The sequence below is a fragment of the Methylobacterium fujisawaense genome, assembly GCF_014138435.1.
Classification (GTDB): Bacteria; Pseudomonadota; Alphaproteobacteria; order Rhizobiales; family Beijerinckiaceae; genus Methylobacterium; species Methylobacterium fujisawaense.
Genome location: NZ_JACJIM010000012.1, coordinates 19,042 through 31,999, shown reverse-complemented (window position 1 = coordinate 31,999; position 12,958 = coordinate 19,042). Strand labels below are relative to the sequence as shown.

Annotated in this window: 13 protein-coding genes; 10 read left to right on the top strand and 3 right to left on the bottom strand. The window is 73.2% G+C overall.

The window, feature by feature from the left end:
• Window positions 1-92: 92 nt before the first annotated feature.
• The 6 genes from GGQ91_RS27015 (at window position 93) to GGQ91_RS26990 (ending at window position 7,445) form a co-directional block, all read left to right on the top strand.
• The gene (locus GGQ91_RS27015) at window positions 93-1,232 is read left to right on the top strand and encodes a threonine synthase (RefSeq protein ID WP_043385943.1); all 1,140 of its coding nucleotides are present in this window, start codon (window positions 93-95) and stop codon (window positions 1,230-1,232) included.
• A 59-nt stretch (window positions 1,233-1,291) separates the two neighbouring features.
• Window positions 1,292-2,413 carry a DSD1 family PLP-dependent enzyme gene (locus tag GGQ91_RS27010; RefSeq protein WP_043385946.1) on the top strand — a complete coding sequence of 374 codons (1,122 nt, stop codon included), beginning with the start codon at window positions 1,292-1,294 and terminating at the stop codon, window positions 2,411-2,413.
• A gap of 142 nt (window positions 2,414-2,555) precedes the next feature.
• The gene (locus GGQ91_RS27005) at window positions 2,556-3,494 is read left to right on the top strand and encodes an ornithine cyclodeaminase family protein (RefSeq protein WP_182593236.1); all 939 of its coding nucleotides are present in this window, start codon (window positions 2,556-2,558) and stop codon (window positions 3,492-3,494) included.
• Window positions 3,495-3,541: 47 nt separating this feature from the next.
• On the top strand, window positions 3,542-4,330 hold the full coding sequence (cobF, locus tag GGQ91_RS27000; RefSeq protein WP_182593235.1) for a precorrin-6A synthase (deacetylating): 789 nt from the start codon (window positions 3,542-3,544) through the stop codon (window positions 4,328-4,330).
• Between the two features lie 9 nt (window positions 4,331-4,339).
• Window positions 4,340-6,046: a DEAD/DEAH box helicase gene (locus tag GGQ91_RS26995; protein ID WP_182593234.1), complete on the top strand. Its 1,707-nt coding sequence runs from the start codon at window positions 4,340-4,342 to the stop codon at window positions 6,044-6,046.
• A gap of 949 nt (window positions 6,047-6,995) precedes the next feature.
• Window positions 6,996-7,445: a BA14K family protein gene (locus GGQ91_RS26990; protein ID WP_075380026.1), complete on the top strand. Its 450-nt coding sequence runs from the start codon at window positions 6,996-6,998 to the stop codon at window positions 7,443-7,445.
• A 69-nt stretch (window positions 7,446-7,514) separates the two neighbouring features.
• Here GGQ91_RS26990 and GGQ91_RS26985 read toward each other — a convergent pair whose 3' ends face one another.
• The 3 genes from GGQ91_RS26985 to GGQ91_RS26975 form a co-directional block, all read right to left on the bottom strand.
• The gene (locus GGQ91_RS26985; RefSeq protein ID WP_236961471.1) at window positions 7,515-7,790 is read right to left on the bottom strand and encodes a CsbD family protein; all 276 of its coding nucleotides are present in this window, start codon (window positions 7,788-7,790) and stop codon (window positions 7,515-7,517) included.
• A 282-nt stretch (window positions 7,791-8,072) separates the two neighbouring features.
• Window positions 8,073-9,191 (bottom strand): hypothetical protein, encoded by a 1,119-nt coding sequence (locus GGQ91_RS26980; protein ID WP_083683397.1) that lies wholly within the window; start codon window positions 9,189-9,191, stop codon window positions 8,073-8,075.
• A 116-nt stretch (window positions 9,192-9,307) separates the two neighbouring features.
• Window positions 9,308-10,552 (bottom strand): sensor histidine kinase, encoded by a 1,245-nt coding sequence (locus tag GGQ91_RS26975; RefSeq protein ID WP_043345408.1) that lies wholly within the window; start codon window positions 10,550-10,552, stop codon window positions 9,308-9,310.
• A gap of 157 nt (window positions 10,553-10,709) precedes the next feature.
• Between GGQ91_RS26975 and GGQ91_RS26970 the strand changes: the two genes are divergently transcribed.
• The 4 genes from GGQ91_RS26970 (at window position 10,710) to GGQ91_RS26955 (ending at window position 12,952) form a co-directional block, all read left to right on the top strand.
• Window positions 10,710-10,973 (top strand): hypothetical protein, encoded by a 264-nt coding sequence (locus GGQ91_RS26970; protein ID WP_043385959.1) that lies wholly within the window; start codon window positions 10,710-10,712, stop codon window positions 10,971-10,973.
• A gap of 100 nt (window positions 10,974-11,073) precedes the next feature.
• Window positions 11,074-11,304 (top strand): hypervirulence associated TUDOR domain-containing protein, encoded by a 231-nt coding sequence (locus GGQ91_RS26965; protein WP_043385962.1) that lies wholly within the window; start codon window positions 11,074-11,076, stop codon window positions 11,302-11,304.
• A gap of 116 nt (window positions 11,305-11,420) precedes the next feature.
• Window positions 11,421-11,912 (top strand): (2Fe-2S)-binding protein, encoded by a 492-nt coding sequence (locus GGQ91_RS26960; RefSeq protein ID WP_182593233.1) that lies wholly within the window; start codon window positions 11,421-11,423, stop codon window positions 11,910-11,912.
• The gene (locus GGQ91_RS26955) at window positions 11,909-12,952 is read left to right on the top strand and encodes an FAD binding domain-containing protein (RefSeq protein ID WP_182593232.1); all 1,044 of its coding nucleotides are present in this window, start codon (window positions 11,909-11,911) and stop codon (window positions 12,950-12,952) included. The genes GGQ91_RS26960 and GGQ91_RS26955 overlap by 4 nt, the downstream gene beginning before the upstream one ends.
• Window positions 12,953-12,958: the final 6 nt, after the last annotated feature.

Sequence of the window (12,958 nt, the reverse complement as noted above, 5' to 3'; positions counted from 1 at the left end):
CTCGGCCCGGCGTCGTCTCCGCGAGAAGGGAGGCGCGCCGACCAAGATTATTTTGTATTATCTTCCCGAACCGCCCCGGAAACCGAGCCGCGATGCCTCCATCTGCCGCCTATCTCGACCCCGCCACCGGCGCGACCTACCCGATCGAGACGCCCCGCTGGCGCTCGGAGACGGGCGGTCCGCTGATGATCACGGACCTGCCGGGGATCGGACGCGGGGAGATCGACACGGCCAAGCGCTCCCTCTGGCGCTACGCCGCCGCCCTGCCGGTGGCGGTCTCCGACCCGGTCTCCCTCGGGGAGGGCTGCACCCCGCTGGTGCACCGGCCCTGGCGGGGCGGCCACGCCCATTTCAAGCTCGAATGGTTCGCGCCCTCGGGCAGCTTCAAGGACCGGGGCGCGTCCGTGATGCTGTCGATCCTGCGCCAGCAGGGGATCGACGCGGTGCTGGAGGATTCCTCCGGCAACGGCGGCGCCGCGGTGGCGACCTACGCGGCCGCCGCCGGGATGCGGGCCAAGATCCTGGTCCCGGCCTCGACCTCGCCGGCCAAGACCGTGCAGATGCGCGCCGCCGGCGCCGCGGTCGAGCTGGTGCCCGGCACCCGCCAGGACACCGCCGACGCCGCCGTGCGGCAGGCGGAGGAGATCTTCTACGCCAGCCACAACTGGCAGGCCCATTTCCTCCAGGGCACCAAGACGCTGGCCTACGAGCTGTGGGAGGATCTGGGCTTCTCCGCGCCCGACGCCGTCATCATCCCCTGCGGCGCGGGCAGCAACATCCTCGGCTGCGACATCGGCTTCTCGGAGCTGCTGCGCCGGGGGGAGATCGCCCGCCTGCCGCGGCTCTACGCGGTCCAGCCGGCCCATTGCGCGCCGCTCCATGCCGGGTTCGCGGCGGGCGCCGACGATTTCGTGCCGGTGACCCCGCGCCCGACGCTGGCCGAGGGCGCCTCGATCGCCCAGCCGGTGCGCGGCCGCGAGGTCTTGGCGGCGCTCCGCCGGTCCGGCGGCGGCACCGTGGCGGTCTCCGAGGCGGCCATCGAGGCGGCCCTGATGGAGCTCGCCCGCACCGGCCTCTACGTCGAGCCGACCTGCGCCATGGCGGCGGCGGCGCTCTCCGACCTCACCGCAAGCGGCGCGATCCGGCCCGGGGAGACCACCGTGGTGGTGCTCACCGGCACGGGCATCAAGGCGACGCCGCGCATCGCCGAGCTTCTGGGCCTCGCCCCGTGACCCAGGCCCGCTGACCAAGACATCCCGACCAAGACACCCCGATCCGGAGGAGACGGACCATGCGCAACAACATTCCCGCCTGCGTCGGCATGCCGGTCGAGGAGATCGACACCCCCTGCCTGATGGTCGATCTCGACGCCTTCGAGCGCAACGTCGACACGCTCGGCCGCTTCATGAAGGAGCACGGCCTGCGCCACCGGGCCCACGCCAAGACGCACAAATCCTCCGACATCGCGACTGTGCAGATCGAGCGGGGCGGGGCCTGCGGCGTCTGCTGCCAGAAGGTCAGCGAGGCCGAGGCGCTGGTGAGCGCCGGCATCCGCGACGTGCTGGTCTCCAACCAGGTGGTGGCGCCGAAGAAGATCGAGCGCTTGGCGGCGCTCGCCAAACGGGCGCGGGTGCTGGTCTGCGTCGACGACCTCGGCAATGTCGACGATCTCTCGGCGGCGTCCGTCCAGTATGGCGTCACCCTCGAATGCCTCGTGGAGATCGATGTCGGCGCCGGCCGCTGCGGCGTCGCCCCGGGCGAGCCCGCCTTGGTGATCGCCAGGGCGATCGCGAAGGCGCCGGGCCTGCGCTTCGCGGGTCTGCAGGCCTATCAGGGCAAGGCGCAGCACGTGCGCGACTACGGCGAGCGCAAGGCCCTGATCCAGACGGCGATCGACGAGACCAGGCGCACCGTCGACCTTCTGAAGGCCGAGGGGCTCGCCTGCGATATCGTCGCGGGGGCCGGCACCGGCAGCTTCGCCCTGGAGGGCGGCAGCGGCGTCTACAACGAGCTGCAATGCGGCTCCTACGTCTTCATGGACGCGGACTACCAGCGGGTGAAGGACGCGGACGGCCGGCCGATCGCGGAATTCGAGAACAGCCTGTTCATCGTCACGGCGATCATGAGCAAGGCGAAGGCGGATGTGGCCATCTGCGATGCCGGCCTGAAGGCGCAGAGCATCGACAGCGGCCTGCCGGTGGTGTTCGGCCGCGACGACGTGGCGTACATCAAGTGCTCGGACGAGCACGGGGTGATCAGCGATCCCGGCAACGTGCTCAAGCTCAACGAGCGCCTGAAGCTGATCCCCGGCCATTGCGACCCGACGGTCAACGTCTACGACTGGTACGTGGGCGTGCGGAACGGCCGGGTCGAGGCCGTCTGGCCGGTCACCGCCCGCGGCATGACCCTGTAGGGGATTCCGAAGGGCTGAAGCCCTTCGGCGGGGTATCGGGGCGGCGCCCCGACGCTCGGGCGTCCCCGACCGCAGGGCGCCGCCCTGCACCCGCGAAAGGGCACGCCCTTTTGAAACCCGGACTCTGGAGGTCTTCGAATCCATGCGCTTCATCTCGGAAGAGGACTCCGCGGCCCTGGTCGACCACGCCATGGCGTTCGAGGCGGCCCGGGAGGCGCTGATCGCCGCGGTCGCCCCGGGCACCACCCTGTTCCCGGCGGTGCTCGGGCACGGCTCGGAGCCGACCAACCGGTTCTCGATCAAGTCGGGCTCGACGGCCGACTATGCCGGCCTGAAGGTCGGCTCGTTCTGGCCGGGCAATCCGGACCGGGGCCTGCCGCGGCACAATTCGGTGATCCTGCTGTTCGACCAGGATGTCGGCCGGGTCGACACGGTGATCGAGGCGGGCCGCGTCAATGCCTACCGGACCGCCGCCGCCGACGCGGTGGCGGCCAGCGTCCTCGCCCGGCCGGATTCGGCGGTGCTCGCCGTTTTCGGGGCGGGGAACCAGGCGGAGTTCGAGTGCGCGGCGCTCGCCCGGATCCTGCCGATCCGGACGGTGCTGGTGGTCGCCCGGGACGCCACCAAGGTCGCGGGCTTCGCCGAGCGCCTGGCGGGGCAGGGGGCCTCGGGGATCGCCGTGCGGGCGGCCGCGCCCCGGGAGGCCTGCGCGGCCGCCGACGTGATCGTCACGGCGACGCCGGCCCGCGCGCCGCTGTTCGAGGCCGACTGGGTCCGCCCCGGCACGCATGTCGCCGCCATGGGGGCGGACGCGAAGGGCAAGCAGGAACTGCCCCCGGCCCTGCTGGAGCGGGCGCAGCTGTTCTGCGACCTGCCGGAGCAGTCGCGCACCATCGGGGAATTCCAGCACGCCTCCGCGGGGGCTTCCGCCGGCCTGCGGGCCCTCGGCGACGTGCTCCGGACCGGGGAGGGGGGCCGGACCGATCCGGAGGCGATCACCGTGTTCGACTCCTCCGGCATCGCCCTGCAGGACCTGACCATCGCCCGGGCGATCCTCGCCAAAGCCGACGCGCGCTTGTAGGGGAGGCCGGCGCCGGCCCTCCCCCGCCCCGGCGGAGGACGGACGGCATGCAGGACAGGCAGATCCGGGTCATCGGCATCGGCACGGGCGACCCCGAGCACCTGACCCTCCAGGCGGTGCGGGCGCTTGCCGACGTCGACGCGGTGTTCGTCCTCGACAAGCGCGCCGAGACCGCCGACCTCGTCGAGATCCGCCGCCGGATCTGCGCGGCCCATATCGCCAAGCCCCATCGGGTCGTCACCGTGGAGGACCCGCCCCGGGAGCGCCGCCCGGCCGATTACGGCGGCACCGTCGCGGCCTGGCACGCGGCCCGGGCCGAGCGCTTGGAGGCGGCCTTCGCCGCGCATCTCCGGCCGGGGGAGGTGGGGGCGATCCTGGCCTGGGGGGACCCGGCCCTCTACGACAGCGTGCTCCGCATCCTCGACCGCATCGCCGACCGCGGGCGCGTCGCCGTCACCCGGACGGTGATCTCCGGCCTGACGAGCGTGCAGGTGCTCGCCGCCCGTCACGGCGTGCCGCTGAACGGCATCGGCGGGTCGGTGCTGATCACCACGGGCCGCCGCCTCGCGGCGGGCTGGCCGGCGGACGCCGAGAGCGTCGTGGTGATGCTCGACGGCGACCCGGCCTTCGGCCATCTCGACCCGGACCTGACGATCTACTGGGGCGCCTATCTCGGCGGCCCGGACGAGATCCTGCTCTCCGGCCGGCTGGGCGATACGGGCGACGCGATCCGCCGGGTCCGGGCGGAGGCCCGGGACCGCCACGGCTGGATCATGGACATCTACCTGCTGCGCCGTGACCGCGCCGCCACGGACAGGACCGGCAAACCCGCTTAGACCGCCGCCATGCTGCGCCTGCGGGACTATCAGCGCGCCAGCCTCGACGCGCTCTCGGCCGCCTGGGCGCGGGGAGGGGCGGACGATGCGGCGCCCGGCCACCTGATCGTGCTGCCCACCGGGGCCGGCAAGGCGCTGGTCATCGCGGCCCTCGCCCGGGAGACCCTGGAGCAAGACCCCCTCGCCCGGGTGGCGATCGTCACCCACAGCCGCGAACTCGTCGCCCAGAATTTCTCGGAACTGAGCCGCGCCTGGCCGGAGGCGCCGGCCGGGATCTTCTCCGCCGGGCTCGGGCGGCGGGAGGCCGACGCGCAGGTGCTGGTCTGCGGCATCCAGTCGGTGGCCGACCGGCTCGACGCGGTGGGGCCCCGCGACCTCGTGATCGTCGACGAGGCCCACCTGATCCCCCGCGCCGCCGACACCCGCTACGGCCGGTTCCTGGCGGGCCTGCGGGCGATGACCCCCGGGCTGCGGGTGGCGGGCTTCACCGCGACCCCCTACCGGCTCGATTCGGGCCGCCTCGACGCGGGCGAGCACCGGCTGTTCTCCGGCATCGCCTACGAGGCCGACACGTTCACGCTGATCCGGCGCGGCTTCCTGGCGCCCCTCGTCTCCAAGGCGACGCTGACCCAGTTCGACGTCTCCGGCGTCGGCCGGCGGGGAGGCGACTACATCCCGGGCGAGCTGGAGGCGGCGGTCAACCGCGACTGGATCACCCGCGCGGCGGTCGCCGAACTCGCGGAATACGGAGGTTCCCGCCGGGCCTGGCTCGCCTTCTGCGCCGGCCTCGCCCATGCGGACGCCGTCCGCGACGCCGTACGGGCGGAAGGGTATGCCTGCGAGAGCGTCTCGGGCGAGACCCCGCGCCGGGAGCGCGACCGGATCGTGGCGGCGTTCCGGGCCGGGCAGATCCGCTGCCTGACCTCGGTGGGCGTGCTCGGCACCGGCTTCAATGTCCCCGAGGTCGATCTGGTGGCGCTGCTGCGCCCGACCCGCAGCACCGGGCTCTACGTGCAGCAGGTCGGCCGGGCGCTGCGCTGCGCCCCCGGCAAGGCCGACGCGCTGATCCTCGATTATGCCGGGCTGGTGCGGATGCACGGTCCCGTGGACGCCGTGACGGTCCGGAGCGCCACCCAGGGCCTGAGCGGGGCAGGGGCCCCGCGCGCCAAGCCCTGCCCCGGCTGCGGCGCCCTGATCGCGCTGAACGCCTCCACCTGCGAGGCCTGCTGGACCGAGCCGGAGGTGGACGCGGACGCCGAGGCCCCGCACGAGGCCGCGGCCGATGACGAGCTGGCGATCCTCTCGGCGGATCCCGGATTGCCGGATCCCGAACCGGCCGGCCCTGCCCCCGCGCCGGAGACCGGCGGGTCCGGGGCCGCCTGGCATCCGGTCACGACCCTGAACCTGGAAGCCGCGCCGGACGGACTCGACCTCGTGCTCGGCTGGCGGGACGGCGCCGCCGAGGCCGGCTGGCGCGTGCGCCTGCGGCCGGAGCGCAGCGGCTACGAGCGGGAGAAGGCGGTGTCCTGGTGGCGGGGTCTCGGCGGCGGGCGCGACGCGCCGATGACCGCCGCGGGCTTCCTGGAGGGCGCCGGGAGCCTGGCGCGGCCGGCCGCCGTCCGTGTCCGACCGGGCCGCGTATCGGAGCAGATCGAGTGTCGCACCCGCGAAGGCCGGATCCTGGGCGAGCGCCGGACGCCCGGTCCCGCCGGCTGACGCCGTCTCCGGATGATCGCTTCGCCGCCATCGGCGCGCCGCAACGGCCCCGACGGGTCCGGAGGCCGTCCGAGGGGCGGGACCGGGGAGGGCGCTCGAACGGCCCTCGCCCGGCGCGCCGTCCCGGCATCGGTCCCGGTCGCGCCGCCGGCGCCGGCCACAGAGCCGGCCAGGATCCCGGTTACGAACCGGTCCGCTCGACACGCCGAACCTGAGCGCCAAACCGGGCCGGAAGCCGAGCCAAGCCCCCTCGCCCGAGCGAGGATGACGCTTATGTTCCATAATATATCTTATGCGAACTCTGGATATCACCAGAGCGATGGCTGGTCTCAGGCGGGCCGTGGAACAAAAAGCGGAATTTTGCGGAACATTTGAGCAACGGTGCCCGCGGCGCGTGCCGGTTTCTCTCACCGTCCGCGCACCGGCCCCTGCGTTCCGTGCGTCTGCCGACCGCCCTGACGCCTGACCGGTCCGACTTCAGAGCCGCACCGAGGCCGCGCACCGGCCAGCGGGACGGGCCGGGCGATCACCCGGGGAGGGCTGTTCGGGCCCCCTCCCCGCGGCACGATTGTCCGCCGCATCGCCGCGGGCGCCCGCGGTGCCGTGCGGTGCCGTGCGGTGCCATGCCGTCGACGGGATCGCCCGAGGTGCGCTGGTCCAAGCAGCCCGATGCCGGATCCTGTATTCGCGCCCCCGGGCGGTGGTCAGCTGCGCCGTGCTGAAAGACGAGGCTGATGCGGATCCCCGCACCGAACGCCAACGGCAGGGATGAGGGAGGCCAGACGCCGCGCCCGCGTCGCTCTTGTTCGTATCGGATTGTTTCAGACCCGTCTGGTGCGACAAAAATGATCTTTCTCACGACTGGAACGGTCCTGCGGATCCATTGTTTCTGGGCTTCGTGAATGCCTGATGCGGGTATTTCCACCCCTCTGGAGAATGGAGAGAACCGATGAGGATCGTGACCGGCGTCGCCACCCTGGCCGTGCTGGCGGGTCTCGCTGCCCCCGTTCAGGCCGCATCCGGACAGGCGGTTGAGGCCCTCCGGGCCGGCGCCCTTCCCACCGCGTACGCTCAGTTCCGTGGCGGCTGGCACCATGCCGGTTGGGGAGGCTGGCACCGCGGCGGGTACGGCCGCTGGGGCTACGGCGACCGCCGCGGTCCCGGCGTGGGGGCCGCCGTGGGGGCCGGCCTGCTCGGCTTCACCGCCGGCGCGGTGATCGGCTCGGCGGCGGCCAACGCCGCGGCGCGGCCCGTGGCCGTCTACGGGGCGCCCGCACCCGTCTACGCCGCCCCGGTCGTCGTGCGCGGCTCGGCGTCCTGCGCCGCCCGCTACGCCTCCTACGACCCGGCCTCCGGGACCTACCTGGGCTATGACGGCCTGCGCCATCCCTGCCCGTAGGCTCCTCCCGCTTCTGCCCCGACGGGAGCGGGCCCCGGCCGCCCGGCGCGGCCGGGGCCCGCCGCATCCCTATTGGTCGAGGGCGTTCTCGCGGACGTCCTTGGCCCTGCCCCGCCCCTGCTCGGCCTGTCCACGGAGCTTCTGCGCACGGCCCTCCGCCTTGAGGGCCTCGTCCTCCGTCAGGTTGCCGACCCCGCGCTTCGCGCTTCCGATCGCCTCGTTGGTCAGGCCCTTGAGCCGATCGACCGCACCCGCCGTGGTCGGGGTGTCGTCGGCGCAGGCCGGGCCGGCGAGGGCGAGGGCGAGGACGCTGCCGCCCAGGGTCATCATCGATCTGCTGCGCATCCGGAATCTCCCGTTCTGTGCGAGGGAGCGCGGTTTACGGGCGGGGCGCGCCCGGGCAATGGTGCAGCCGTATCGGATCGGCCGGAATCGAACCGGTATCCCGGGACCGGCTCCCTGCGCGGGCGGCCCGATCGTCTCCGATCCCCGCCCGCATCCAGGGCTCGGCCTCCGCCCCGGCGGCCACGCGCATCGGGCCGGAGGCGGGACCGACGACGCTACCTCGGCACCCTCCTCCGCGCTCTCGGAAGCGAAAGCTGAGCCCGGATCCGGGGGCCCGGCGGTCTATCGGAACCGCGGCCGCAGCCGTCCGAGGAGATCCTGGCCCGGAAACCGGAACGGCGGCATCCGCAGGTCCGGCGCGGGCTCATCCCCGGGGATCGGCCCCTCGGCGAAGCGCGCCCCGGCGGACCAGAATCCGTCCCGCCACGTGCCGATCATCCCGAGCCCGACGGGCTCCCGCGTCGCGTCGGGCCGCAGCCGACCCGCGGCCCAGACGCGCTGCCAGCACCGCCGCCGCGACAGGTCGGCGTCGCGCCAGCCCAGCCGCGCATAGCCGGCCGCCGCGAAGATGCGGTCCCCGGCAAACTCCTCCGGAATCCACACCCAGCTCGAGAACACGTGGACCGCATCGGCGCGAAAGCCGGCGGGATCCACCGCCCGGGTGTAGGCGCTGAGCGCCCTTGCCCGGTGCCGGCCGACATGCCGGCGCAGGCGGCCCGGCAGCGGCAGCGCCTCCGGGAAGGCGGCGGCGTCGAGGCGGCTCGGCGCCGCGCCGCGCTCCAGCGCGTAGGTGCTGTCCACGAGGTGCATCCAGGGTTCGAGGTCGACCTCCCAGGCCTGCTCCGCCGGCGCGAAGCGGCGGACCCGTCCCGCGATCAGGCGGTCGGCGACGCGCCGGGCCGGCTCGGGAGCCCAGTCCGGCCCGGCCTCGGTCACGCGCAGCAGCGTCGAGGGTCCATGCGCCCAGACCGCCTCGGCCAAGCGGGCGAAGTCGGCCTCGGGCTCGTCGCGGCCGACCTTGCGCACCAGGATCTTCGAGCCGTCGGCGAGGTCGTCCAGCATCTTGCGCTTGAGATGGGCCAGCCGGCCGTATTCCCGCTCCAGCAGCACCTCCGGCGCGATCGAGCCGGCCGGATGTCCGGTATTCGCCCAGATGTTGTAGGCCAGGCTGTGACAATAGTAGGTGCCGCCCGCGCTCACGGAGAGCCGCAGGTCGCCCGGCACGCCGAAATCCGCGAAGCCGCAGCGCAGGCCGCGGATCAGGTCCGCCATCGGCGTGTAGGAGAAGCGCAGCAGGCCGGAGGGCTCGACCCCCCCGTAGCGCTGCACGAAGCCGAACTCGCAATTGTCCCCGAGGCTCCGAAAGGCATGGAGCCGTTCGGCGAGGGGCGCCCCCGTCATCCTGATCCCGGTCACTGCATCCGCTCTGTCTCGCGCTCTGTCTCGCCGAGCCCGTCGCCCCCGGTCGCGACGGGGCAGGGCCCTTCTCCCGTCCCGGCCCCGGCCGGGCGCCGCGCTCAGCCGTCCAGCGGCACCTCCAGGCGGAAGCAGGCGCCCTTCCCCCGGGCCGGGATCGTCAGGCTGCCGCCGAGCTGGCGCGTGAGGCTGCCGACCACCCGCATGCCGAGGCTCTTCGAGTTGCGTCCGATCTCGAATTCCGCCGGCAGCCCGATCCCGTCATCGGCGACCTCGACCACGAGGCTCCCGGGCTGGCGCTCGGCGCGGATCCGGATCTCGCCGCCTCCCGGGTGCGTCTCGGGCGGATAGGCGTATTTGAGCGCGTTGGTGACGAGTTCGTTGACCAAGAGGCCGATGGGTATCGCCCGGTCGGCCGAGATCCGCTGCGGGCAGGCCGTGCAGGCGAGCCGCTGGCCCGGCACGCCGCTGGCGAGGTTGGCCACCAGCTTCTCCAGGAAGGGCGCGAGGTCGAGTTCGCCCGGGACCCCCTCCCCTTCGCCCGCCGCCTTGTCGCCGTCCTTGTCACCTTGCCGCCAGAGCTGGTCGTGGACGCTCGCGATCGCCTCGACGCGGCTGCGCGCATCCGCCAGGGCCATCTGCACGGCCGGGTCTTCGGCGGCCCGGGCCTGGAGGGCGAGCAGGCTCGCCACGATGGCGAGGCTGTTCTTGACCCGGTGGCTCATCTCGCGGGCGAGCAGGTCCTGCCGGGCGAGGGCGGCCCGCAGCAGGCTCTCGGTGCGCTGGCGCTCGATGGCGCCGCCGAGCAGGTTGGCGAAGCCCTGCATGAAGGCGATGTCGGCCTCCTCGAACATGCCCTCCCGGGTGTCGTCCACCTCCAGCACCCCGAAGGCGCCGTCCCGGTTCTCGATCAGCACGTTGATCGCCCGGCGGATGCCGTGATCGGCCATGAGCTGCGGCGTCCGGAACCGGGTCTCGTCGGCGAGGTGGTTCGAGATCACCGGCCGCCCGGTCTTGAGGGCGAAGCCCGCCGGGGAGGCGAGGTCCGCCCCGATCCGGGCCTGCCCGATCACGTCGGGCCCCCAGCCGACACCGGCCCGGACCAGCAGGGTGTCGGCGCCGCGCTGGTACTCCAGGGCCTTGCAGAACTCGGCGCCCATGCCCTGCGCGCACAGCTCCGCAGCCCGCTGCAGCAGGTGGTCGACATCGGTGCCGCGCAAAGCCTCGACGCCGAACTCGGACAGGATCGCCTGCTGGCGCAGGCGATAGTCGAGATCGGGGGGCGCGGGGGGGCGGGCCGCCTCGGGGCTGGGTTCCACTTCGGTCTGGTCGGTATGCGCTGTCATGGGAGCTGTGAGACTAGCAGGAAGGCGGGCCCGGCGCGAAGCGTCGCCGCTCGGACGGGCGCACCCGTCGTCGCACCCCGGCCGGGGTCCGGAGCCCCCGGCCCCGTCCGGCGTTCGCCCATCGGATACGACGCGCGGAGCGCAGGAGGCGCCAGGCATGGCCGACGACGTGAACGGACTCTCCGACAAGGCCCTCTCGATCTTCGCCTTCGCGGCCTATCACCGCCTCGTCAGCGGCGAAAAGGTCACCGCGGTGATCCGCCGGGACGGCGCCGGCCACGAGGCCGATCCGGAGGGGGTCAAGGAGTTGGAGGGGCGCGGCCTCGTCACCGCCGGCGAGACCGACATCGACCTCGGCGAGACCGCGCAGGCGGCGGTCGAGACGATGGTCGCGGCCCTGCGCCGGGAGGTCGGCCGGTGAGCCGGGAACGGGTCGATCCGCCTGCGGCATTCCGGCCGTGGAAACCCGGGAACGCCCCTGCCCCGGGGCGCCTTTCCCCGCATCCACGATGGAGACGCACATGACCGCCAAGGCGAAGGTGAAGACCGGGGACGATGTCACCTACAAGTGGGGCCAGGGCACCGTCTCGGGCGAGGTGACCAAGGTCCACACCCAGGATGTCAAGAAGACGATCAAGGGCAACACGGTCAAGCGCGAGGCCTCGAAGGCGGAGCCGGCCCTGGAGATCAAGACCGCCAAGGGCAAGACGGTGCTGAAATCCGTCTCGGAGGTTAAGGTCAAGTCTGCATAAGCGCCCAACCTGTGCGTGCCGTGATCTTGCGCACATCGCTTTCTGCTTAAGGTCTCGCCGAGAGCGAGGCGGCAGCTATCTGTAACGGTTCCAGCCTTCGAAGCCGGGACCGCCGCATGACCATTCCCCTCAGGCTCACCCTGAACGGGCAGCCGCGCGAGATCGCCCTCGACGATCCGCGCGTCACCCTCCTCGATCTCCTGCGCGAGCGCCTCGGCCTGACGGGCGCCAAGAAGGGCTGCGACCGCGGCCAGTGCGGCGCCTGCACGGTGCTGGTGGACGGGCGGCGCATCAACAGCTGCCTGACCCTCGCCGCGAGCCTCGACGGGGCCGAGGTGCTGACCATCGAGGGGCTCGCCGAGGGCGACCGGCTGCACCCCGTCCAGGCGGCCTTCATCGCCCATGACGGCTTCCAGTGCGGCTTCTGCACCCCCGGCCAGATCATGAGCGCGGTCGGCCTGATCCGCGAGGGCCACGCCGGTACCGATCCGGAGCGCATCCGCGAGGGCATGAGCGGCAATCTCTGCCGCTGCGGCGCCTACGCGGGCATCCTGGAGGCCGTAGAGGACGCGGCCGGCCAAGCGGAGCACCGGGAGGACGCGGCGTGAGGACCTTCGACTACATCCGCCCGGCGAGCGTGCCGGAGGCCGTGGCGGCCGGGCAGGTTCCGGGCACCGCCTTCCTCGCCGCCGGCACCAACCTCGTCGACCTGATGAAGGGCGGCGTCGCCACCCCGGAGCGGGTCGTCGACATCACTCGGCTCCCCGGCCTGTCGTCGATCGAGCGGCTGCCGGACGGCGCCACCCGAATCGGCACGCTGGTGCGCAACAGCGACCTCGCCCACGACGCGATGTTCGAAAAAACCTACCCGATGGTGGCCGAGGCCCTGCTGGCCGGCGCCTCGGCGCAATTGCGCAACGCCGCCACGGTCGGCGGCAACCTGATGCAGCGCACCCGTTGCCCCTTCTTCACCGACGCGGTCTCGCCCTGCAACAAGCGCGCGCCCGGCTCCGGCTGCGCGGCCCTGGGGCACGCCACCCGCATCCACGCCGTCCAGGGCTGGAGCGAGCACTGCATCGCCACCCACCCGTCCGATTTCTGCGTGCCGCTCGCCGCCCTCGACGCGGTGGTGGAGATCGCCGGGCCGGACGGCGCCCGGGAGGTGCCGCTCACCGCGTTCCACCACCTCCCCGGCGACCATCCGGAGCGGGAGACGGAGCTGCAGCCGGGCGAGTTGATCACCGGCCTGCGCCTGCCCCCCGAGGCGGCGTCCTTCCGGGGCCATGCCCGCTATCTCAAGGTCCGCGACCGCACATCCTACGCCTTCGCGGTGGTCTCGGCGGCGGCCGCCCTCACCCTGGAGGCCGGCGGCCGGATCGGGCAGGCCCGGCTCGCCCTGGGCGGGCTGGCGCTGAAGCCCTGGCGGGTGGCGGAGGCCGAGGCGGCGCTCTCCGGACAGGCACCCTCCCCCGAGGCCTTCGCGAAGGCCGCCGCCGCGGCGCTGGCCGGCGCCAAGCCCACCGGCGAGGCCAACGCCTTCAAGATCGAACTCGCCCGCCGGGTGGCGATCCGCGCGCTGACCCAGGCCGCCGCCGGGACGCCCGCCCGGATCCCGGCGCTCCCCGCCTCCCCGTTCGGCATCGTCTGAGGAGAC